The 23,646-nt window shown below is 61.9% G+C and carries 18 protein-coding genes; 12 read left to right on the forward strand and 6 right to left on the reverse strand.

What is annotated here, in order from left to right; translation table 11 throughout:
- Window positions 1–13: 13 nt before the first annotated feature.
- From ybgF to C6Y62_RS13890, 10 genes are all read left to right on the forward strand, one after another.
- On the forward strand, window positions 14–1,144 hold the full coding sequence (gene ybgF, locus C6Y62_RS13845) for a tol-pal system protein YbgF (RefSeq protein ID WP_173954425.1): 1,131 nt from the start codon (window positions 14–16) through the stop codon (window positions 1,142–1,144).
- A complete protein-coding gene (gene tilS / locus C6Y62_RS13850; RefSeq protein ID WP_173954426.1) occupies window positions 1,131–2,546 on the forward strand; it encodes a tRNA lysidine(34) synthetase TilS in 1,416 nt (471 codons plus the stop codon). Before ybgF ends, tilS begins: the two co-directional genes overlap by 14 nt.
- A gap of 343 nt (window positions 2,547–2,889) precedes the next feature.
- Window positions 2,890–4,809 carry an ATP-dependent zinc metalloprotease FtsH gene (ftsH, locus tag C6Y62_RS13855; protein WP_068465075.1) on the forward strand — a complete coding sequence of 640 codons (1,920 nt, stop codon included), beginning with the start codon at window positions 2,890–2,892 and terminating at the stop codon, window positions 4,807–4,809.
- Window positions 4,810–4,911: 102 nt separating this feature from the next.
- Entirely contained in the window at window positions 4,912–5,997 is a 1,086-nt protein-coding gene (gene folP / locus C6Y62_RS13860) for a dihydropteroate synthase (RefSeq protein WP_173954427.1), read from the forward strand.
- A 224-nt stretch (window positions 5,998–6,221) separates the two neighbouring features.
- Window positions 6,222–7,577, forward strand: coding sequence for a phosphoglucosamine mutase (gene glmM, locus C6Y62_RS13865; RefSeq protein ID WP_173954428.1), 1,356 nt, complete (start codon window positions 6,222–6,224; stop codon window positions 7,575–7,577).
- 270 nt (window positions 7,578–7,847) lie between these two features.
- On the forward strand, window positions 7,848–8,672 hold the full coding sequence (locus tag C6Y62_RS13870) for an outer membrane protein (protein ID WP_173954429.1): 825 nt from the start codon (window positions 7,848–7,850) through the stop codon (window positions 8,670–8,672).
- A gap of 240 nt (window positions 8,673–8,912) precedes the next feature.
- On the forward strand, window positions 8,913–9,731 hold the full coding sequence (locus C6Y62_RS13875) for an outer membrane protein (protein ID WP_173954430.1): 819 nt from the start codon (window positions 8,913–8,915) through the stop codon (window positions 9,729–9,731).
- A gap of 161 nt (window positions 9,732–9,892) precedes the next feature.
- Window positions 9,893–11,047: a phosphoserine transaminase gene (locus C6Y62_RS13880; RefSeq protein ID WP_173954431.1), complete on the forward strand. Its 1,155-nt coding sequence runs from the start codon at window positions 9,893–9,895 to the stop codon at window positions 11,045–11,047.
- Window positions 11,048–11,240: 193 nt separating this feature from the next.
- A complete protein-coding gene (locus C6Y62_RS13885) occupies window positions 11,241–12,959 on the forward strand; it encodes a mucoidy inhibitor MuiA family protein (RefSeq protein ID WP_246274735.1) in 1,719 nt (572 codons plus the stop codon).
- A gap of 227 nt (window positions 12,960–13,186) precedes the next feature.
- Window positions 13,187–14,479 carry an adenylosuccinate synthase gene (locus C6Y62_RS13890; RefSeq protein ID WP_173954433.1) on the forward strand — a complete coding sequence of 431 codons (1,293 nt, stop codon included), beginning with the start codon at window positions 13,187–13,189 and terminating at the stop codon, window positions 14,477–14,479.
- Between the two features lie 22 nt (window positions 14,480–14,501).
- Here C6Y62_RS13890 and C6Y62_RS13895 read toward each other — a convergent pair whose 3' ends face one another.
- Complete coding sequence (locus tag C6Y62_RS13895) at window positions 14,502–14,921, reverse strand: GFA family protein (protein ID WP_173954434.1); 420 nt, start codon at window positions 14,919–14,921, stop codon at window positions 14,502–14,504.
- A 286-nt stretch (window positions 14,922–15,207) separates the two neighbouring features.
- On the opposite strand from C6Y62_RS13895, the gene C6Y62_RS13900 reads away from it, so the two are divergent.
- Window positions 15,208–15,369 (forward strand): hypothetical protein, encoded by a 162-nt coding sequence (locus C6Y62_RS13900; RefSeq protein ID WP_173954435.1) that lies wholly within the window; start codon window positions 15,208–15,210, stop codon window positions 15,367–15,369.
- A gap of 16 nt (window positions 15,370–15,385) precedes the next feature.
- On the opposite strand, the gene C6Y62_RS13905 is transcribed toward C6Y62_RS13900, so the two are convergent.
- From C6Y62_RS13905 to C6Y62_RS13925, 5 genes are all read right to left on the reverse strand, one after another.
- On the reverse strand, window positions 15,386–15,838 hold the full coding sequence (locus C6Y62_RS13905; RefSeq protein ID WP_246274737.1) for a nucleoside deaminase: 453 nt from the start codon (window positions 15,836–15,838) through the stop codon (window positions 15,386–15,388).
- A 264-nt stretch (window positions 15,839–16,102) separates the two neighbouring features.
- Window positions 16,103–16,633: a GNAT family N-acetyltransferase gene (locus tag C6Y62_RS13910; RefSeq protein ID WP_338074346.1), complete on the reverse strand. Its 531-nt coding sequence runs from the start codon at window positions 16,631–16,633 to the stop codon at window positions 16,103–16,105.
- Window positions 16,634–17,058: 425 nt separating this feature from the next.
- Complete coding sequence (locus tag C6Y62_RS13915) at window positions 17,059–17,367, reverse strand: hypothetical protein (RefSeq protein WP_173954436.1); 309 nt, start codon at window positions 17,365–17,367, stop codon at window positions 17,059–17,061.
- Between the two features lie 182 nt (window positions 17,368–17,549).
- On the reverse strand, window positions 17,550–20,705 hold the full coding sequence (locus tag C6Y62_RS13920; protein WP_173954437.1) for an efflux RND transporter permease subunit: 3,156 nt from the start codon (window positions 20,703–20,705) through the stop codon (window positions 17,550–17,552).
- Window positions 20,702–22,072: an efflux RND transporter periplasmic adaptor subunit gene (locus tag C6Y62_RS13925; protein WP_246274739.1), complete on the reverse strand. Its 1,371-nt coding sequence runs from the start codon at window positions 22,070–22,072 to the stop codon at window positions 20,702–20,704. Before C6Y62_RS13925 ends, C6Y62_RS13920 begins: the two co-directional genes overlap by 4 nt.
- A gap of 236 nt (window positions 22,073–22,308) precedes the next feature.
- Between C6Y62_RS13925 and C6Y62_RS16765 the strand changes: the two genes are divergently transcribed.
- Window positions 22,309–23,631 (forward strand): O-antigen ligase family protein, encoded by a 1,323-nt coding sequence (locus C6Y62_RS16765; protein ID WP_173954439.1) that lies wholly within the window; start codon window positions 22,309–22,311, stop codon window positions 23,629–23,631.
- Window positions 23,632–23,646 lie beyond the last annotated feature (15 nt).

Raw genomic sequence — 23,646 nt, forward strand, 5'->3', positions numbered from 1 at the left:
TAGCCAAACGCCAATGCTCCGCCACACTCCATTCACCCCGATCCGCCGCCGTGGGCAGTCAGGGCTCCTGCTGGCTTCAGCGTTGCTCGTCGCGCCGTGTCTGTTGCCGGCTAACGCGGCGCAGGCGGCAGCGGAACAGCCGCTGCGGATTGCGCAGGCAGCTCCGGCGGGGCAAGGCGCACCCAAGGCAGCATCGACAGCCTCTTCCGCCAACTCGGAAGCGGCAGCTTTGCGCCGTCGGGTTGAGCAGCTTGAGGAACAGCTTGTCGACATGCAGGTGATGATCGGCACGCTGGAGTCGCTCGCACGTGGTGGCGGTGGTGGCGCATCCGGTGGCGGCGGTGGCGCTGATGGTCTGCGCCTCGATGGCCTTGAAACCCAGATGCGGGCGCTGTCGGCCCAGGTGCAACAGCTTACCGATCAGATCCGCGCGATGGGTGGCAATCCGCGCCGCTCCGATGCCGGTGACATGGGCGGCAATGGTGGCGGCTTCGCTACGCAATTGATGCCGGCAGCGGGGCAACCGGCCGACTTTGGCGCGACGGTTCCTGACACGGCGCGGTTTGGCTCCACGACCGTTACGGCGGGCAGCGGGAACGACTCGATTGGTGGCCTGATCGAAAGCGATGGTGCGGCCGGGGCGATGCGCGGGGCACAAATGCCCGGTGGCAACGCTGCGGCGGCCGATCCTGCTCCGGAAATGGCAGCGCTGCCGCCAGCTTTCGGCGCAGCTACAGCGTTGAATGCCGCCGAGCAGGGCAACGCCAAGCAGCTTTACGAAACCGCCTACGGTTATCTGATGCAGCGCGATTATCCGGCGGCGCAGGGCGCGTTTGAGGATTTTCTGGGCCGCTATCCGCAGGATTCGCTGGCGGGAAACGCGCAGTACTGGCTGGGTGAGGCTTACTTCGTGCGCGGCGAATACAAGGCTGCAGCGGCTGCATTCCTGAAGGGCTATCAGAACTATGCTGGCAACGCGCGGGCGGCCGACAGCCTGCTCAAGCTTGCCATGTCGCTGGACCGCCTCGGCCAGAAAGATGCCGCCTGCTCTTCGTTTGGCGAGCTTTCGACGCGCTTTCCCAATGCGGCCGAGAACGTGAAGTCGCGAGCCAAGGAGGAGCGTCAGCGCATTGGCTGCGGATAATCCGAACAGCTTAGCGCGTGATGCCCGGCAAGCTGCGGCTGCTCCGGACGATGTCGATGGACGTACCGCCGCCGCCGCTGGCTGCGCGGCTGAACCCCTGATTGCGGATGATGCACTGGCGGCGCTGTTTGCGCCGCTAGCCGCTTTTGATGCCGTTGTGCTGGCGGTGTCCGGCGGCGGCGACAGTATGGCCCTGATGCATCTGACGGCGCGCTGGCGCACGCAGCGCGGACAACAATCACCGCGCATCATCGTTGCCACCGTCGATCATGGCCTGCGGACAGAATCGCGCAGCGAAGCTGAGTGGGTGGTGCAGCAGGCGCGTGATCTCGGCTTTCAAGCTCATCTGCTGAGCTGGATCGGCGACAAGCCTGCCACCGGTATTCAGGATGCAGCGCGCCGCGAGCGCTATCGCCTGTTAGGTGAGCTGGCGAACAGCCTGTCGGAGCGGGGACGGGTGGCCGTTGTGACGGCGCACACGGCGGATGATCAGGCCGAAACGCTGTTGATGCGGCTGGCTCGCGGCAGTGGCATCGACGGGCTGGCGGGGATGGCCCCGGAACGGCCGTTGAGCGCGGCTGACGCGGATGGCGTCATGCTGGTGCGGCCGCTGCTGAGCATCTCGGGCGCATTGCTGCGTGCCACGTTGAAGGCGCGGGGTATCGGCTGGATCGAAGACCCGAGCAACGCTGTTGAACGGTTCGAGCGGGTGCGAATCCGCAAAGCCGCGCGGCTGCTGGCTGAAATGGGCTTTAGTAACGATCGGCTGGCGGTCAGTGCGCGGCGGGTTGCGCGGGCTCGCGCTGCGCTTCTGGAGGCGCAGGGCGAGCTGGCTGACCGGGCGAGCCTCGATCTGCACGGCGGCGCCTATGCAAGTTTCGACATCGCAACCTGGCGGCAGGCGTCGGAGGAACTGCGGCTGCGGATGCTGGGCGACCTGATCGGCCGCTTTGGCGGATCGGATGCCCCGGTTTCGCTGGCGAGCCTGGAGGATCTGACCACCCGGGCCAGCGCCGAAGTGTTTGACGGGGCAACGCTGGCCGGGGCTATCGTTACCCCGCAAGGCGATGAGCTGCGGATCTGGCGCGAGGACGGTCGCGGCCTGCCAGTACTGACGCTGCAACCCGGCGAAACCGCAATCTGGGACGGCCGCTTCCGCGTTCGGGCCGACATCACCAGTCCTTCACCGGTGGAGGTCAGGTCGCTGGGCCGGCAGGCGTTCGCGAATCTGCGGCGGATCGAGGGCTGGCCGGATACCATCCCGGCGGCTCCGGCGGCGACTTTACCGGCGATCTGGCGGGGCGAGGAGTTGGTGGCGGTGCCCTTTTTTGCCGATTGGCTTAAGGATAAAGGGCATTTCGGGCGCGAGATCGAACTCTATTCGGCCGAATTTCTGGCCTAGCAATCGTGGCAGCACCGTTATTTCGCGATCCATACAACCATCGACCAGCGATCGGTTGGAGCGCCACAGCCTCGCCCGTCCAGGCATTCGCGGCATTTATTCTGGCCTGGAAGGCGACTTTGAGCGGGATCAACAAACTCTGCGGCGGCTGGGCCGTCGCGTTTTTCGTTGGTCGGCGTTAAGCTCCTGGGGAGCGAAGCAGGTGTAAAAAGACAGGTAACTTGGCATTGCCGAGGCTCACTCCTATGTTAGCGGGAAGCGATGCGCAGACCCGCAGGGACGTCCGGTGCAGGACTGAAGTTAGGGTTGGGCTGAGCCATATGTGCGCTCCACAGGGAACGAGATGAACTCAAACTTTCAAAAGCTTGCCATCTGGGTAGCCATTCTGGTGCTGCTCGCGGCGCTGTTCAATCTGTTCAACAATCCGGCCCAAAGCCGTCGCGGCAGTGAAATCACCTATTCGGAATTCATCTCCGCGGTCGATAACGGCAACGTTTCGGATGCCACCATCGCCGGCAATCGCATCTACGGCACCATGCGCGATGGCGGCACTGCCTTCTCCACCTATGCTCCGGCGGATCCTACCCTCGTTGAGCGTCTGGAGAAGAAGGACGTAAAGTTCCGCGCCCGTCCTTCAGATGAGGACGTGCCCTCGATCATGGGCGTGCTGCTCAACTGGTTCCCCATGCTGCTGCTGATCGCGGTGTGGATCTTCTTCATGCGCCAGATGCAGTCGGGCTCGGGCCGCGCAATGGGCTTCGGTAAGTCGCGCGCCAAGCTGCTGACCGAGCGTCATGGCCGTGTCACGTTTGAGGACGTTGCAGGCGTTGACGAAGCCAAGGACGACCTGCAGGAGATCGTTGAGTTTCTGCGCGATCCGCAGAAGTTCCAGCGCCTCGGTGGCCGCATTCCGCGCGGCGCGCTTCTCGTCGGTCCTCCGGGTACCGGTAAGACGCTGCTTGCCCGCGCCATTGCCGGCGAAGCCAACGTGCCGTTCTTCACCATCTCCGGTTCGGACTTCGTTGAGATGTTCGTCGGCGTCGGTGCTTCGCGTGTGCGCGACATGTTTGAGCAGGCGAAGAAGAATGCACCGTGCATCATCTTCATCGACGAAATCGACGCTGTCGGCCGTCACCGCGGTGCGGGCCTTGGCGGCGGCAACGACGAGCGCGAGCAGACGCTGAACCAGCTGCTGGTTGAGATGGACGGCTTTGAGGCGAACGAGGGCATCATCCTTATCGCCGCAACCAACCGTCCCGACGTGCTCGATCCGGCGCTGCTGCGTCCGGGCCGCTTCGACCGTCAGATCACGGTTCCCAATCCCGACGTCGCCGGTCGCGAGAAGATCCTGCGCGTGCACATGCGCAAGGTTCCGGTTGCTCCGAACGTTGATCCGCGGGTGCTTGCCCGTGGCACGCCGGGCTTCTCGGGCGCCGATCTTGCCAACCTCGTCAACGAGGCTGCACTGCTGGCTGCACGCCGCAACAAGCGTCTGGTCACGCAGCAGGAGTTCGAAGATTCCAAGGACAAGGTGATGATGGGCGCGGAACGTCGCTCCATGGCCATGACCGAGGAAGAGAAGCTTGCCACCGCCTATCACGAGGCCGGCCACGCGCTGGTATCGCTGGTCGTGCCGGGTGGCGATCCGCTGCACAAGGTCACCATCATTCCGCGCGGCCGTGCGCTTGGTGTGACGATGAACCTGCCGGAGCGTGACAAGCTCAGCTACTCCAAGCAGTGGTGCGAAGCCCGCGTTGCCATGGCGTTCGGCGGCCGTATTGCCGAGCAGGCGATCTATGGCAAGGAGCACCTGAATACCGGTGCTTCCAGCGACATCATGCAGGCGACCAACATTGCCCGCCGGATGGTCACCGAATGGGGCATGAGCGAGAAACTCGGCCCGCTGCTGTACAATGAGAACCAGCAGGAGGTCTTCCTCGGCCATGCGATCACGCAGCGCCAGAACATGTCGGAAGACACGGCACGCCTGATTGACCATGAGATCCGTCGCATTGTCACCGATGGCGAGAACACCGCTCGCGAGGTGATCGAGGCGCACCGTCAGGATCTTGAGGCGATCACGCAGGCGCTGATGGAGTACGAGACGATCTCCGGCGAAGAAGTTCAGGCTGTGATGCGCGGCGAGAAGATCGTCCGCAAGAATGACGACGACCTGCCGAAGGATCAGGCCGGTTCGGCTGTGCCGACCGCCGGTGGCCGGTTCCGTCCTTCCGGCGGCATGGAGCCAGCTCCGTCGGCCTGAGGCTAGCCTCAGGTTTACGCCAGCAGTACAAACACGCTAGAAGCGGCCGCGAGACAAACATCGCGGCCGCTTTGTTTTTTTGCGAATGAGGCTCCTTCACCCATGCAGCGCGCCACCTACCTGAAGCCGATCGGATTGTTCCCGGCTCCCGCCGATCCCATAGAGGAAGGCTTTGCCGGGCTGCCACTCGCCGGGCAGGCGCTGTCCTTCACGACGGTTGAACTGGCGGAACGCGATGGCACGCACATTACGCGCCGCATCGTGACGCTGGGCGATGCCATCGAACGCGACTGGGGCCGCGCAACGCTGCTGGCAGCGCAGGATCTGGAAGCCATTACCGCTCCACGTCCGCGCCTTGCCGGCCTTGCGCTCGACCGTCCGCGCATCATGGGCATCGTCAACGTCACACCGGACAGCTTCTCCGATGGCGGCCTGCACGATCAGGCGGAGGCCGCGATCGCCCACGCGCTGCAGCTTGCCGAAGAGGGCGCCGACATCCTGGACGTGGGCGGGGAATCGACCCGCCCCGGCGCGGCTTACGTGCCGGTCGAGGACGAGCTCGCGCGCGTTATTCCGGTGATCGAAGGTCTCAGAAAGCGCACAGACAAGCTCATCTCCATCGACACCCGCAAGGCTGAAGTTATGCGGCAGGCGGCGGCAGCGGGCGCTGACATCCTGAACGATGTTTCAGCGCTGTCGCACGATCCCGATGCGATGCGCATTGCCGCCGCGACCGGGCTGCCGGTGATCCTGATGCATGCGCAGGGCGATCCGCGCACCATGAACGACAACCCGCAGTATGACGACGTCGTGCTCGATGTTTTCGATTATCTGGAGGGACGTGTCGCGGCGTGTGAGGAGGCGGGCATTCCGCGCGCGCGCCTGATCGTCGATCCCGGCATCGGCTTTGGCAAGCATCTGCATCACAACGTTGCGTTGATGGCGTCGCTGGCGCTTTATCATGCGCTGGGCGTACCCATTCTGCTGGGTGCATCGCGCAAGAAGCTGATCGACCATATCTGCGATGTGCCCAATCCGCGCGACAGGGTGCCGGGCTCGATCGCGGCCGCGTTGGCGGGCGCCGCGCAGGGCGTGCAGATTGTGCGCGTCCACGACGTTGCGGCAACCTATCAGGCGCTGAATGTCTGGCGTGCTTCGATTGCCGGCACCGCAGAGGCGCTGCGCTAACGGGCAGTTATGCCGGGATTTGTGTCATCAGGTTCGTGCGGTATACACAGAGTTTATACTGCAACCTGTTAGAACCTGATTTGATTGCACGACCGCTGGATAGCGGCCTTTAAGGGCTTGTACTGGCCCATCCGTATGCTCGAAATGAGCGTCTCAAGTCTTTGATTTTGATTCAGTAGAAATGGTGGGTGCAGGCGTCTCACCGCAAATCCGAGGGGATCCATATGTCGCGTCGTTATTTCGGGACTGACGGCATCCGGGGGCTCGCCAATCGTCCGCCCATGACGTCCGAGGTTGCGCTTAAGGTCGGGATGGCCGCAGGCAAGATCTTCCAGAAGCAGCAATCGAATTATCGCCACCGCGTGGTGATCGGCAAGGACACGCGTCTGTCCGGTTACATGCTGGAAGCCGCGCTGATGTCCGGCTTCACGGCGGTCGGCATGGACGTATTTCTGCTCGGGCCAATGCCGACGCCGGCTGTCGCGATGCTTACGCGGTCGCTGCGTGCCGATCTCGGCGTGATGATTTCAGCGTCCCACAATCCCTATGACGACAACGGCATCAAGCTGTTCGATCCCGATGGCTACAAGCTTTCTGATGAGACGGAGCTTGAGATCGAGGAACTGATCGACGGCAACGTCGCTGATCTGCTCGCGCCTGCGGGGCGCATCGGCCGCGCTACGCGGGTTGAGAGCGCGCAGGAACGCTACATCGAATTCGCCAAGCGCACGCTGCCGAAGAATTTGCGGCTCGACGGGATGCGCATCGTCATCGATTGCGCCAACGGCGCTGGCTACAAGGTGGCGCCGGAAGCGCTGTGGGAACTGGGCGCCGAGGTCATCAAGATCGGCGTGGAACCCAACGGGCGCAACATCAACGACAAGTGCGGCTCTACTGCCCCCGATGCGCTGATCAACAAAGTGCGCGAAGTGCGCGCCGACATTGGCATCGCGCTCGATGGCGACGCTGATCGCGTGGTGATCGTCAACGAGAAGGGCGAGATCGTCGATGGCGATCAGCTCATGGCGGTGATCGCCGAAAACTGGCACCGCACCGGCCGGCTTACGGCTGGCGGTGTGGTTGCAACGGTGATGAGCAACCTCGGGCTGGAGCGTTATCTGAAGGGCATCGGCCTTGAGATGGTGCGCACGCCGGTGGGCGATCGCTATGTCGTCGATCACATGCGCAAGCATGGCTACAACGTTGGCGGCGAGCAGTCCGGGCACATCGTGCTGTCCGAATATGCCACCACGGGCGACGGCCTCGTCACGGCGCTGCAGTTGCTGGCGGTTGTGGTTTCCACCGGCGTTCCGGTCAGCGAAGTTACGAAGCGTTTCGAGCCGCTGCCGCAGATCCTGAAAAACGTGCGCTATGAAAGCGGCAAGCCGCTGGAGGATACGCGCGTGGTTGAAGCGATCGATGCCGGCAAGAAGAAGCTCGGCAAGTGCGGGCGGCTTGTCATTCGTCCATCCGGCACCGAGCCGGTCATCCGCGTTATGGCGGAAGGCGACGATGAAACGCTCGTCAACAATGTCGTCGGTGATATCGTTGAAGCTGTGCGGGCCGCCACTGTCGCGTGATCGATCAGCTTGCAGCATATCGCGCTGACGTTATAGAGATGCCCTGCTTCGGCGGGGCATTTCCGTTTCGATGTCCGCGCGCTGAATAATACGGCAGGGCCGCCGTTTACACTTCGTTAACACCATGGCCGACGGTTTTGTTTCAAACCGAAACGGCGATTAAGTGTCCTTTAAACCTTCTTCCCCATAGTCGCTATCCGAGCACGTTGCGCGTTCGCCAGACGAGCGCCGGCCTACGGGTTGGCATGACGATTTCGAAGGGGAAGTAACATGAATACCAATCGCAGTTCCTACGCGCTTGGCGCCGCGCTCGGCTCAGCCCTCGTGCTCGCCCTGTGCGCTCCGGCCTCTGCCGCGGACATTTATAATGGCGGATACGAAGGTGGTCTGAAGGGTGGCTATGACGTGCCGCCGCCGCCGCCGTCCGATCGCGGCATCTACTTCAAGGGCTATGTTGGCCAGGCCAATCCGGATGTGGGTGGCATGTGGAACGAGTATTACGATACAGATAATGTCCGCGTGCATCACAAGGACATCAAGTCGAGCCCGCTGTACGGCATCGGCGTCGGCTGGCAGGCGCGCCACTGGCTGCGCTTCGATCTGACCGGTGAATACCGCGGCGACGCAGCGTTCTTCGCTCATGACTACTACACGGGCTTCAATTACACGAACGAATACACTGCCGATATCAAGAGCTGGCTCGGCCTCGCCAACGCCTATATCGACATGGGCAACTGGTGCGGCTTCACGCCTTACATCGGCGCCGGTATCGGCTTTGCGACCATTAGTGTCGAGGGTCTGAAAGACGTCAACGGTCGCTTTAATGGCGTCGCGTTCGGCGGCGATAAGACGACGACCAACTTCGCGTGGGCTCTCCATGCAGGTGTGAGCTACGACGTGACGCCACAGATGGCGATCGATCTGTCGTACCGCTACACGGACCTCGGCTCAGCGCAGAGCGGAACGGTTGTCGCTTATGACGGAAGCGATAGCTACGCCGGGCATCACATTAAGAACATCACGTCGAACGACCTGCTGTTCGGTGTTCGCTACAAGCTGCAGCGCGAAACCGTTGCTTACGCTCCTGTGAAGTAAGACTGCGCGGCGCATCCCTCAGCGCCGCACACAAACTAGCGTGACGCCGGGCTGTTCATCGCGACAGCCCGGCGTGCGCGGCCCGCGTCGATTGTGGCCGCCTGAAAGTCTCCAGTTCGATTTCCTGTTTTGCTTACGCGTGATCGTTCGTCCCGGTCGGACGAGCAGTAGCTTTAAAAGCAGAGTTGGACGTTGAGCGAGGCTTCAAGCCAGCCAGCCGTCAAGCAAGGATCGACGCACATGAACCGTGCCCTGAAAAGAATTTCGCTCGCCTTGGCCGTCGGCGTTGGCATGATCGCCCCGATGGCTTCGATGGCGCTGGCAGACGGCGACCCATATTATTCCAACGGCATCAATCCATCGGGCATCCGCACGCCCGTGCCTGCACCCATTCCGGTGCCGGTTTACGAAGCCGAATGGTACTTCCGCGGTGATTTCGCGGCTGGCTTCGGCGGCTCGCCCTCGGTCAACGTGCTTGGCGCCAACCTTGCGCAGCAGGTTTTGGGCACATCGACTCGGTCGGACAGCTTCGAGCCATCTTTCACCGGCGGCGTCGGTGTGGGCTATGTGTGGGGTCCGTACTTCCGCACCGATCTCACGGTCGACATGCATTCGATCATGAGCACGAAGCAGACGGTGTCCGGCCTCGATGCATTTAACAACGCGACAACCGGCGTCGATCGCACGAAGTGGATGTCCACCATCCTCATGCTCAACGCCTACTACGATATTCGCACCGGCACACCCTGGACGCCTTACATCGGTGGCGGTCTTGGCTTTGCGGTCAATCAGGGCACGCGGAACATCGACTACACAACGGCAACGCCCGGAGGCTCGTTCTCGACCGGAGACCGCAGCACGCAGGTGCAGTTTGCCGGTACCGCGATGGTTGGTTTCACCTACGAGTTTTCGTCGTTCTGGGCGCTGGACGTGAACTACCGCTTCCTGCATGTCGGCGGCCCGAGCGTCAGCTCCGCGCCGAACTATGCATCGACGGTTGAGTTCGGCAGCCTCAATGAACATCAGATCCGCGCTGGTCTCAGGTTTTATGTCAATTAACCGGCGCTGAGTTTTGCGTTAGAAAGGGCGGCCCTGTGCCGCCCTTTCGCTTTTCTGGTCTTAGTTGACGTTGCTCGCGGCGGGTCATAGAGCGTTGTGATGTGAAATCGCTTCGTGGTGCGCGCCTAAGCGTGCCGGATCAGTCGAGGATCGCGTCTGCCATGGGCGGCTTATCCAAGCCAACGCTGCGGCCAGCCAACCCGCATTTTTCCAGCGGGCCGTGTTCCAAGCGTCCAGGATGGTCGCTGGATGCGCTCAGCGGTGCGCTTGTCGGCCGCTCGCACCGCTCCCCGGTGGGCAAGCAGCGGTTGAAGCTGGCCATCGATAAAACCCACGCGCTGTTGCAACTTCCGCATGATTATCGTGTTGCGATAGTGCCGGGCTCCGACACCGGCGCCTTTGAAATGGCGCTGTGGAATCTTCTCGGCGCGCGCGGCGTTGATGTGCTGGCGTGGGAAGATTTCGGCCATCGCTGGGTGCGTGACATCATTGCCGAATTGCAGATTGCCGATGCGCGTGTGCTGGCCGCCGACTATGGCCATCTGCCCGACCTCGCTGCCGTCGATTTCGATCGCGATGTCATCCTGCCATGGAACGGCACGGCCGCCGGTGTGCGAGTGCCCGATGGTGCGTGGATTGCGGCCGATCGCAAGGGCCTCACCATCGTCGATGCAACATCGGCGCTGTTCGCGCAGCGTATCGACTGGGCAAAGGTGGATGTCGCTACGTTCTCCTGGCAGAAAATTCTAGGCGGAGAAGCTGCGCACGGCATGATCGTGCTGTCGCCGCGCGCAATCGAGCGCCTGAAAAATCATCGCCCGTCGTGGCCGGTGCCGAAGCTGTTCCGGTTGACAGAGGGCGGCAGGCTGCAGCACGATATTTTCGCGGGCGTCACAATCAACACGCCGTCGATGCTGTGCGTTGAGGATTATCTCGATACGCTGGCATGGGCAGACAGCGTCGGTGGTCTCGATGCGCTGTGTGCACGCGCCGACGCCAATGCCGCTGTGCTGTTTGACTGGATCGCGCGCACACCATGGATCGCCAATCTTGCGGTCGATCCGGCAACGCGTTCCAATACATCGGTTTGCATGCGCTTTACCGATGCAGGGGAAGGGCCCGGCGCGGAGCAGCGTATCACCGATGGGATCGTCAGCCTGCTCGAAAGCGAAGGCGTCGCCTACGATATAGGTGCCTATCGCGGAGCACCGGCGGGGCTGCGTGTCTGGTGCGGCGCTACAGTAGAACGCAGTGACGTTGAGGCGCTCATTCCGTGGCTGGAGTGGGCATATGCGCAGGTTCGTGGTACGGACTGAAGCTGTCGCCACGCCGCCCGTCCAAACTGAGGCGTGCCATCCAAACTAAGGCGCGGTTGTCATAATTCAGACGTGAACGGCCGCCACTCGTCTTGCCCGGCGCAGGTCTTGCCGATGCCATTGCTGGCCTCGAAACAAGCAAGGCGAAAGCCAGCATGCAAGCCAAGCAATGCAAGCAAGGAATAGTGTTCCCATGCGCAAGCTCGCCGCCATCGTTGCCGTGTCTAGTGCCGTCGTTTTTCCGGCGCCGCTGTTCGCCGACACGCAGGTCAATTCCCACATTGAATCGGTCACGGTGTTTCCGTCCGGCGCTGAAGCGACAAGAACAGCGCGTCTTCCGTTGAGCAAGGGCGAGCATACGCTTGTCTTCAACGATCTGCCGGCCGAAGCGGTGGCGAGCTCAATTCGCGTCGATGGCAAGGCGACAGCGGGGCTTGACATTCAGTCGGTCGATACGCGTCGCCGATATATTCCGCGCGCTGATCAGGAAGCGCTGCAGGCCGAGCGCAAGAGCCTTGACGATCAGATCGAGCGACTGCGCGATGAGCGCGGGCTGCTGCAGGGACAGGAAGATGCTGCGCAGACGCAGAAGGCGCTGCTGCAGAATCTGGCACAGCTTCCCGCGCGTCCGCAGGGTTCTGCCGAAACGCCTGCTACAGGCGGCGCTGCGGTGCCCGCTACCGATTGGACCCAGGTGCTGGCGCTGATTGGCTCGGGCATGACCGATGCGCAGAAACTTGCGGTGGATGTCGAGGTGAAGCGCCGCGATCTCGACCGTCGCATTGAGGATCTGGAAAAGAAGCTGCTGGCGCTGGCACCGGGACGCACGGAGCAGACCGAGGTGACGGTGCATGTCGTGGCTGAAGCACCGCTGGAAGCTGATCTGACGATCAAATATCAGGTGCAGAACGCGGGCTGGACACCGCGTTACGATGCCCGGCTTTCAACCGGTTCCAAGACCGATCCGGCCAAGCTGGAATTGACCCGCCGCGCCGATATCGTGCAGCGGACCGGTGAGGACTGGAGCAACATTGCGCTGCATCTGTCGACGACGCGTCCGACAGCAAATGCCGCTGCGCCGGATATCAATTCCACGTTCGTCGATTTTGAGCCCGATCTGCCGCCGCGGCCGGCCGCGATGCCTGCGCCAACTGCGTCATATGATCGACGGGCAGCCGTTCAGCAACGGCAGCGTGTTGGTGGCGCCGGGCCGGCAGACGATATGGTGATGGCGGAAGCTGCGCCGGTGATGCTGGAGGTCGCTGAGCAACGGGCAGCTGTGGAAGCAGCGCCGTTCCAGGCGATATTCTCCGTGCCCGGACGCCTGGCCGTGCCGGCAACGGGCGAGTCCAAGCGCGTGTTGCTGCAACAGGACAACATCGAGCCGGTTCTGGCTGTGCGCACGGTGCCTAAGGCCGACGCCAAAGCTTACCTCTATGCCAAGCTGACGCTGCCGAAGGGTGCACCGGTGCTGCAGGGAGATGTGTCTCTGTTCCGGGATGGCACCTTTGTCGGCACGGGCTCGCTGCCGGTGCTGTCGCCGGGTGAGCCGCACGAGCTTGGCTTTGGTGCCGACGATCTGGTTCGCGTGCGCCATACGGTGGCTGAAGAAAAGCGCGGCGAGACCGGGCTGATTTCATCGGCGCGCACCGACAGCCGCAATTTCCGCATCACGGTCCGGAATATGCATGAGCGTGCGGTTGAACTGGTCGTGCTGGATCAGGTGCCGGTGTCGCGCAACGATGACATCAAGGTCGAGATGCTGGGTCCGGCGCAGCCGACGAAGCGGGATGTCGACGGTAAGCGCGGGGTCATCGCCTTCGAGTCGAAGCTTGGGCCGGAGGAAGAACGCCAGATCGAGTTTGGCTATCGCGTGATCTGGCCGGGCGCCCGCGCGATCATATACCGTTAACGCCGACAGGGTCTGAGCGGCGGGCAGGGCCTCCGCCTTGCCCGAGCGGCCGGTGGCCAGGGGCACAGGCCCTTTCCCGGCTGCAAAAATGCGGAAATTGGGGCGACAGAAGCGCCAGATCACCCCGATTGCACCCTGGAAGGGGTTGGCAACGGCGAATCTGCGCTATAAGCCCCCGGTAGGCCCCGGCGCTAACTTCCGGGGCTTCGTTGCGAGTGGGGCTATAAATGGCGAACGTAGCGGTTGTCGGCGCCCAGTGGGGCGATGAAGGCAAGGGTAAGGTTGTTGATTGGCTCTCGGAGCGTGCCGATGTCGTGGTGCGGTTCCAAGGCGGTCATAACGCTGGCCATACGCTCGTCATAGGCGACAAGACCTTCAAGCTGTCACTGCTGCCTTCGGGCGTTGTGCGCGCGGGCAAGCTGGGCGTGATCGGCAACGGTGTTGTCGTTGATCCGTGGGCGCTGTGCTCCGAGATCGAGAAGCTTGGCGCCCAGGGTGTGGTGGTCAATCACGACAACCTGCGCATTGCCGAGAACGCGACGCTTATTCTGCCGCTGCACCGCGAACTGGATGCGCTGCGCGAGGAAGCTGCTGGCGCTGGCAAGATCGGCACCACGGGGCGCGGCATCGGGCCGGCTTATGAAGATAAGGTTGGCCGCCGCGCTATTCGCGTGCAGGACCTGCGCAACCTGACGACGCTGAGCGACAAGATCGACCGCCTGCTGGTGCACCACAATGCGCTGCGGCGTGGCCTGTCGCAGCCGGAGATTTCCAAGTCGGAGCTGATGGCTCAGCTGACGGAGATCGCACCGAAAATTCTTCCGTTTGTTGATGTCACCTGGGAGCTGCTGGATCGCGAGCGTCGCGCCGGTAAGCGCATCCTGTTTGAGGGCGCGCAAGGCGCGCTGCTCGATATCGACCACGGCACCTATCCGTTCGTCACCTCGTCGAACACGGTTGCGGCGCAGGCGGCCACTGGCTCGGGCATGGGCCCGCGCAGCATCGGTTACGTGCTGGGCATCGCCAAGGCTTACACCACGCGTGTGGGCTCGGGTCCGTTCCCGACCGAACTGACCGACGAGATCGGCACGCGCATCGGCGAGCGTGGCCGCGAGTTCGGCACCGTCACGGGGCGCAAGCGCCGCTGCGGCTGGTTCGATGCCGCGCTGGTGCGCCAGACGCTCAAGATCGCTGGTGTCGATGGCATCGCACTGACCAAGCTCGACGTGCTGGATGGCTTCGATGAGCTGAAGGTCGGCGTCGGCTACATGCTCGACGGCGAACGCATTGACGTGCTGCCGGCCGAGAGCGATGCGCAGGCACGCGTGCAGCCGATCTATGAGACGCTGCCGGGCTGGACGCAGTCGACCCAGGGTGCACGCTCGTGGAGCGAACTGCCCGCGCAGGCGGTGAAGTACGTGCGCTATATCGAGGAACTGATCGAGCGTCCGGTGACGATGCTCTCGACCAGCCCTGAGCGCGACGACACCATCCTGATGAAAGATCCGTTCGCCGACTGAGGCGTCTACTGACGCACAGAGGTCAGGTTGGTGGCGGCATTGTTTCGTAGCAGGGGACATCGCAGCTCGTGATGTCCCAGACCGGCTGCGAGCCCTTGAAAATGACCATGTCTGGTTTGAACCAGCTGTTGTCGTCGAATGCACCTGCAACGATACCGATGATGCCGGGCCGCCCGGTGGTTTCGCTGAACAACCGGCTGCCGCAGTCAGGGCAGAAATAGCGTGTTATCGCGTTGCCGCTGTCAGCCGTCATCGAATGGGTTTTCGGCTGTCCCGACACTTCCAGGTCGCCCCGCTTGAAACGGGCGATGGAAAGGTGCCCGGCGCCGGAAATATGCTGGCAGTCGGTGCAGCAACATTGCGACATGACAGTCGGCGGCGCCGCGACCGTGAATGTCACCGCGCGACAAAGGCATCCACCGCTCGCGAAAGCACCCGCCATGGTGTTGGTCTCCGGACCTGAAAAATCCACATGAGCGTAAAGGCGCGACGGTGGGGTTTCAATCCGATTGGGCGTGCAAAAAAAAAGGACACCACACGGCGCATATCGCGCTGTGGGTGTCCCACTAAATGGTGGATCTGCACCTCGGGGGGAGGGGGAGGGAGCGAGGCGCGTTTCCGCAGATGAAACGCAGCCTGCAGGCTTTGGTTCCCTCGCTCGATAAACGAAGCGATCAGGGCGAAGGGCACGATCGCGCTAGAGCACGCCAAAAAGATGCATCAGAACGATGACGCTGATCGGCACGCCGAGCAGCCACAGAAAAATGCTGCGTCCCATGAGTTTCTCCAAATTTGCGATGTGTGAATTAAACCCGCAACTGCAGCGCTGGGTTCCCGCATCATCGATTGCAATGGCGCCCGCGATTTACCTGCGTGCCGCCGCTTTGTAAAAACGGCGATCGCGCTCTAGGGCGTTGGCGCCTGAAACAACCGCATCGCCTCACCCGCCAGAACGCCGCCGGTAATCTCTATGGATGTAAATGGCGTTGCGTCGGCGATCTGCCGCGCGGTGATGTCGATCTGCCCGATGCTGGCAGCAAGCTCGGCTATGGAGGCGGCGAACACCAGCCGCTTGATGCCGCTCCAGATGATCGCCCCCATGCACATCACGCAGGGCTCGCCGGATGCATAAAGCGTGGTGGCGCGCAGATCCTCCGGTCGATGTTCCTGCAGAAAGGTGCGGATCGCCATCATCTCCGCGTGCGCGGTTGGATCGCCGTTGCTGCGGGTGCGGTTGTGCGCCAGCGCCAGCACATGGCCGTCGCGCACGATGGCTGCGCCGAACGGATAGTCGCCAAGCTTGGCCTGATCGACGGCAAGCTGCATGAACCGGATATCGGCTTCCGTGGCCGGTGTCATGGTGGCACCCGACCGTGCCTCAGCCACTGCCGTTGTAGAAATGACGTGTGCAGAAAAGAGCGCGCCCGCGCCTGTTAAAAGCTCGCGCCTGTCCATCGTCCTCAATCCCCGCAGCGGCTGACAGTTCGGCACAGCTTAACCGTGCCCGTTGCGTCAGGTCATCAGAGCATTTTCCGACGAAGTGGACACCGGTTCGTCGCAAAAAAATGCGGCCAATAAAACAGACTACGGCGTGCGATCCGGTTCTATCGGATCGCAAACGCTCTAGCTGCGTTGGCCGGCGATGGCGCCACTGAAACGGGAAAGTGCGTCGGGCTGCAGTTCAGCCGCCAGCAGCCGCTGCGGATTGACCGGGCCGGGAAGGCGGATCTGACCCATCGGCACGGCGCGGAATCCAAAGCGGCCATAGTAGGGCTCATCACCCACCAGCAGCATCAGCTCCAGCCCATCCGCGCGGGCTGCATCCATCGCCTGCAGGATCAGCCGCGTACCATGGCCACGGTCGGTAAAATCCTGATGGACCACCAGCGGACCAAGCAGCAGCGCACCGGGCTTGCCGCCGATGGTGATCGGTGTGAAGCCGACCGCCGCAATCGTCCGGTCGCCCAGCATCGCCACGCGGCAATAGCGCGACAGATCGTTGGTGCCTTCGCGTACGCGGTATGCCGTGCGTGCAAATCGGCCCGGCCCAAATGCTTCCGCGTGCAGTCGCGAGACGAGCGGGAAATCGGCGGCAGTCATGGGACGATCGACGACGCTGGATGTCATGACGTTGGATGACGCACTGGCTGGCATTGGGGAATTCCGGGCAATCCGCGCTGGATGGTAGGGAACGGCGCGGAACGGCTACTGGGATGGCGAAGGGTCAGGCAAGGTCAACGCACGCGGAAGGTGCGACCTCGTCGTAATTCTGTGCCTCGGAACAGCCTCGTCATTGCGCGCCTGTAGCATGGTGCCCTGTCATGGTCCAGAGCGGCAACGCCCCGCAGGCGGGCTGGCGCGCGCGGCAGGGCTGAGGCAGCGGAACGGGCAGGTTAGACCGGTCGGGGCAGGCTGATGGGCCCTTTATCCGAAGCGTAGTTCGCCCTGCCAGGCGCAGGACCGCGCGGCAGATACCAGCACTGCTTGATGCCGGCCATAAAAGTCTGATGCTGTAAAAGACTTGTCACAAAAGCAAACGAGGCCCGAAGGCCTCGCGCTAAGCTTTGCAATGTTGGGGATCAGAAACCGAGATAGATTCCAAAACCCGGGCGGCGGTAATACCGCGGACCGTATCCGCCATAGCGGTACGGGCGATAGTAGCGCGGGCCACCATAGTAACGGTACGGGCGATAACGCGGGCCACCATAGTAGCCGCGGTAGCCGCGATACTTACGCCGATGGTAGCGCACTTCTTCGGCGGTGCTGGTGGCGGTTTTTCCGACGATGTCTGCGCGCGACGCGGAGGGGAGAGCCGACGCGCTAGGGATTGTGACATAGAAGAAACCGGCGAGAACCGTTGCAACGAACGCTGTCGTTCCAAGACGCATCGCTTTCACTCCTTAGGCTTGTGCTGCACGTTATTTTATTAGCCAACGGTGCAACCCGCATAGGGGCGCGGAGGTTCCGCCAACAGCCAGCAATTTTATTTAAGTCCAACACTGGAAAGCGGCGGCACTAGGAGATTGGACCCTCCGTCAGGAAAATCAAGAGTGATTGCTGTTGATAGCGATCACGAAACTGCGCTGTGTGCGGAAGCTTCATCACGCGTTTGCTTGCGACTGCTGAACCATTCTTCCAGGCGTTGCAGAACGACAAACACTGAAGGCACAAAAGTCACGGTGAGTAGCGTTGATGCAAGCATGCCGGACAGCACCGCGATGCCGATCGACTTCTGCGCGTTTGCACCGGCTCCGTCGGCAAGTACCAGCGGCACGACGCCAAGGATAAATGCAAACGACGTCATCAGGATCGGACGGAAGCGCGAGCGTGCAGCTTCCGTTGCCGCCTCCAGCAAGCCTTTGCCTTCGTGACGCAATTCGCGCGCAAACTCGACGATGAGGATGGCGTTTTTGCTCGATAGCGCGATCAGCAGGATGAGACCGATCTGGGTGTAGAGGTTGTTCGGCACACCCAGTGCGATCAGTGTGCCGGCTGTTCCAAGCAATGCCAGCGGCACCGATGCGATGACCGTTGCCGGCGCGAACCAGCTTTCATATTGGCCAGCAAGAACGAGATAAACCAGCAACAGGCTCAGCCCGTAGATGATGTAGATCTGATTGCCGACTTCCTGCTCCTGATAGGACATCGCTGTCCATTCGAAGCCTGCATCCGTCGGCAGCGTTTCGTTGGCTATCTGCTCCAGCATGTTCATGCCCTGGCCGGATGAATAGCCCTGAGCGGTGTTGGTGACGACGGTTGCAGCCGGATAAAGATTATAGAGGCTGATGACAGACGGCCCGGCAATGGTGGTGATCTTTGCCATCGTGCCCAGCGGCACCATGTTGCCTTCGTTATTACGCACCTGAAGATATTGCAGGCTTTCCGGGTCGATGCGCGCGGCGGCATCGGCCTGCACATAGATCTGGAACACGCGGCCGAACTTGTTGAACTGCCCGATGTAGCTCGAACCGATGTAAGTCGAGAGCGTGTCGAGCGCATTGCCAAGCGGCACTCCGAGCGTCTCGGCCTTTATACGGTCGATCTCGACGTTGATCTGCGGTGCGTCGGCTTTGAAGGTGTTGGTGGCCGACTGGATCATCGACTGATCGCCAGCGCGGCTTGAGATTGCCTCGGCCAGCCGTTGCAGTTTGGCATAGTCGAACGAGCCATCGCGCAGCTGCACCTTCATCGTTGCACCGGAGACGTTGCCGATGCCCTGAATGGCCGGAGGCGGAATGACGAGGGCGGTGCCATCGGGGATGTCGTTCACCCGCGCGGAGAGCGCATGATAGAGGCTCAGCAGATCCTGACCCTCGCCGCGCTTGTCCCAGTCGGTCAGAACAACGTACGCAACGCCGGCGCTCGAAAGGCTGGCGCTGTCGTTCAGCGCAGCGATGCCGCCGATCGAAACGACATGCTCAACGCCGGGCTGCTTTCGCAGACGGGCGCTGACATCGTCCATCGCGCGCGTGGTGCGTTCCAGCGAAGCGCCTTCGGGAAGCTGCACCACGGCGATGAAGTAGCCCTGGTCTTCAATCGGCAAGAAGCCTGTTGGGACGCGGCTGAGGCTATACACTGCCAGCGCGACAAGGCCCGCAACGATCAGCGTCATAAGGCCTGCATGGCGCACCATGCGCGCGATCAGGCCCGTGTATGCATTTTCGAGCTTGCCATAAACATAGTTGAAGCCACGTGCCAGCACGTTGCGCTGCTCCGGCGGCGTTGCCGGGCGCAGCCACAGCGCGCACTGGGTCGGCTTCAGCGTCATGGCGTTGATGGCGGAGATGATCGCCGTAGCGGCAATGACGAGAGCGAACTGGCGATACATCTGGCCGGAAAGACCGGGCAGGAACGCGGCGGGAATGAACACTGCCATCAGCACCAGCGTGATGCCGATGATCGGGCCCAGCAACTCGTCCATGGCCTTCACGGCGGCGTCGTGGGGCGTTAGCCCACGCTCGATATGCTTGGCGGCACCTTCAACAACGATGATCGCGTCATCGACCACGATACCGATGGCGAGAATGATGGCGAACAGCGTTGAAAGGTTCACCGAGAATCCGAGCAGCGCCATGGCTGCAAACGCACCGATGATGGTAACGGGAACCGTAGTTGCGGGCACCAGCGTGGCGCGCCAGTCCTGCAGGAACACCAGGATGACAACCAGCACCAGCAACGCCGCTTCGATCAGCGTGTGATAAACGTCGTTGACGGCGGACGAAACGAACTTCGTCGTGTCGAATGGCACCACCCAGTCCATTCCCTTCGGGAACGACTTGGCAAGCCTTGTCATTTGCTCTTCGACGCGTTTGGCAACATCGAGCGCGTTCGCTTCCGGCAGCAGGTAGATCGCGACACCGGCTGAGGGTTTGCCGTCGAGCTTGAACGACTGGCTGTAAAGCTGTGCGCCAAGCTCTACCGTCGCGACATCCTTCAGCCGGGTTATGCGGCCGCCCTTGTCGGTCTTGACGATGATGTTTTCAAACTCGGAAACGTCGTCGAGCTTGCCGTGAATATTGATGGAATACTGGAACGATTGCCCCATCGGCACAGGTGGCAAGCCCACCTGTCCGGCGCTGGTCGATCGACTTTGCAGATTGACCGCTTCGCTGACATCCTGCGGAACAAGACCGCGGGCTTGCAGCTTTTGCGGATCGAGCCAGATGCGGATGGCATATTCGCCGGCGCCGAACACCGAGACGCTGCCAACGCCATCGAGACGGGCCAACTCGTCGACGATGTTGATGGTGGCGAAGTTCGACAGGAACAGGCTGTCGAACTTCCCGTCCGGCGATGTCAGCGACACGATCTCAAGGATCGACGTCGATTTCTTGTTGGTCTGTACGCCCTGTTTCTGCACCGCCTCCGGCAGCGAAGGCAGCGCGGCAGAAACGCGGTTCTGCACCAGGATCTGGGCCTTGTCGGCATCGGTGCCGATCTTGAAAGTGACGGTAAGCGTGTACTGGCCATCGCTGGTCGAAAGCGACGACATGTAGATCATGTTTTCGACGCCGTTGACCTTCTGCTCGATCGGCAGGGCCACTTCGCGCGTAACAGTTGCGGCCGTTGCGCCGGGATAGCGCGCGGTAACAACAACGGTCGGCGGAACGATATCGGGATATTGCGCAACCGGCAGTCGCACGAGTGAAACGAGGCCTAAGATCACGATCAAAATCGCGATCACGTTGGCGAGGATGGGCCGGTCGATAAAGAATTTGGCGATCATTGGCCCCGCGTTCCCGCGCTCTTGGCTTTCGATTTTGTCTGAGCGTCGGAACTATCAGCCGCGGCGTCCGCGGCCTCCTTCTTCACCGGAAGGTTGCTCTCCACGGTCTTGCTGTCTGCGCCGCGTGCGGGCTCAGTGCTTTTCGTCGATGATGATGAAGAGCTGCCGTTCGCGCCGCTTTTGCTGCCGCCGACGGCTTCCTTGGGCACTGGGATTTCCGGACCGGAACCATCGGCGCCTGCGGTTCTGGAGACGGGCACCACGGTGTTGCCGGGCAGTGCACGCATCAGCCCGCCGACGATAACCCGGTCGTCAGGCTTCAGGCCGCCGGTGATGATGCGCAGGCCGCCGTCTATGGTGTCGCCGGTTTCAACCAGACGCTGCTCGACGACGTTCTTGTCGTTGACCACCAAAACGTAGCGGCCTTCCTGACTGTTGCCGAGCGCCACATCGGGGATCAGCAGTGAGGGCACGTCCTTCTGCTTCGGGATGCGCACGCGCACGAACATGCCGGGCGTCAGAATGATGCCGTCGTTCTTGAAGATAGCGCGCGCCGCCAGCGTTCCGGTCGAGGCATCCACTTCCGGCGCCACGTAGTTCAGTGTTCCGGTATGCGGATAGCCAGTTTCCGTCTGCACGCCGATCCCGACCGGAATCGGCCCCAGCTCTTCCAGCGTCACACCAGCCTCGCGCAATTGCTCGCGCACGTTCAGCACCTGCTGCTCGTCGATGTTGAAGTTGATGTAGATCGGCTTCTGCTGGACGATCGTTGCCAATTTGGTTGGCTCACCGGCGCCGACCATCGCACCGGGATCGACGAAACGCGCGGTGACCGCGCCGTCGAACGGGGCGACGATGGTGGTGTATGCTAGGTTGGTCTTTGCCTGCTCCAGCTGGCCCTTGGCCTGTGCCAGTGCCGCCGCGGTGGAATCCCGCTTGGCAAGTGAATCGTCGACCTGCGCCACGGAGACGGCCGAAGTCTTGACCAGATCGCGCTTGCGCTTCAGATCCGCTTCCGCCTGCAACAGCAGCGCGTCTTGCTGGGCAACCGTCGCCTGCGCAATTTGCAGCGCGATTTCGTAATCGGTCTTGTCGATCTGGAACAGCAGATCGCCCTTCTTGACCTGATCGCCGTCCTTGTAGCCCACCTTTTCCAGGAAGCCCTGGACGCGCGCCACGAGGTCGACGCGATTGTAGGCCACCGTGTTGCCGGTGAATTCCATATACAGCGTTACGTTGCGCTTTTCTGGCTGCGCGACTGTAACCTCGGCGGGGGGCGGGGGCTGATAGGTGTTGCTGTCACTGCATCCGGCCGCTGCCAGACCAAGCATTGCGACTGCGAGCCATCCGCCTGTGCGTATTTTCAAATTATGCATTCCGTTGACCCGTCGCCCCACCAGCGCCGCTGCCATGTCCGGGCGCCGCTGCGATGTTTGGGTGCGACCGTAATGCAATTGAGCTTAACAATTGATCGATTGCCGGCCCCCTACGTGCCATGGGGACAGGCTCTGCGCAGACTTGCCTATCCCTCGCCACTCCGTGGTAAGAAGCTGCGGCTCGCGGGAAGCCCGGGGCCAGCCGGGGTTACCTTGGGGGAAGTTCAGTGTTTTCGAATGAAACGGGTGGTGTTGACCTAGGCCAGCGTTGCCGCGGCATTGCGCTCGGCACGCTCCTCATGGTGGCGGTAGTTGCGGCGCTCATCAGTCCGCGGACGTTGGCTGTCACATTCTGGATCGTGGCGCTTGGCTTTCTGGTCTCGGCCTTTCTGCGCCGCGACATCTATATGCAACAATTCCGCCCCGGTCCCGTCACGGCAACACTGGCGCTTTTTGTCAGCTACGTATTTCTCAGCGCCACATGGGCCGACGTGCCGGCAATGCCATTGGAAAAGGCCGCGCTAGCTGCGGGAACGGTGGCGGCAGTCTGGATGATGTGCTCCCTGATCCGTCAGGAAACGCGCGCCAACATCATCCATATGGGCGAGGGCGTTTTCCTGGGCGTGGTGATCGGAACGCTGTTCCTGCTGGAGGAGCATCTCAGCGAACAGGCGATCAAGATCGCAGTATTCAATTCCCTTGGGTTTCAGCCGGGGCAACTCAAACCGGTTGAATATTTTTACTGGGACAAAGGTGCGCTGATCGAGATCGAGCCCAACGATCTGGTGCGCAACCTGACCGGTGTCGGTGTCTATCTCTGGCCAGCCATCGCGGCGGTTCTGGGCGTCTGGCGACGTCCCATGAATTTCTACGCAGCCGTTGCCCTGTTCGTCATCGCTGCCGCTGCCATCACGCTTTCTAACCATGCGGCTTCGCAGCTTGCCTTGATCGCGGGTGTCATCGTGTTCGCAATCGCTTCCCGGTCGCTGCTATGGGCGCGGCGGTGCGTGGCGGCAGGATGGCTCATTGCCTGCTTCGCGGTTATTCCGCTGGCGCTGGGCGCCTACAAGGCCAACCTGCAACAGATCGATGCTCTTGGCTCGTCGGTGCAGGCGCGTCTGATCATCTGGAAATACACAGCGGAAAAAACATTCGAAAATCCTTGGTTCGGCGTCGGTGCGAACATGACGCGTGTCATCGGCCCTGAGCTGGAAAAGACCGCAGTGATCGTGGGCAACGACCGCTGGCCGCATAGGCTGTCGATCCACGCGCACAATATGTACTTGCAGACGTGGTTCGAGCTGGGTGCTGTCGGTGCGGTGCTGCTGGCGGCGATCGGGTTGGCAATCCTGTCTGCGATTGCCCGGCTGGAGCGGCGGGTGCAGCGCTATGCGCTGGCCACTTTCTCGCTGACGGCAGCCGTCCTGACCTCCAGCTATGGCATGTGGCAGGTGTGGTTGATCGGAACGCTCGGCGTTGCCGCCGTGGCGATGTGCATTGGAGTGCGCGCGCTTGAAACGTCGTCGCCCGCATCTGCTGATCTAACCTGAGATCACGACCTGAAA

The organism is Hyphomicrobium sulfonivorans (assembly GCF_013306565.1).
In the GTDB taxonomy this organism is placed as follows: domain Bacteria; phylum Pseudomonadota; class Alphaproteobacteria; order Rhizobiales; family Hyphomicrobiaceae; genus Hyphomicrobium_A; species Hyphomicrobium_A sulfonivorans.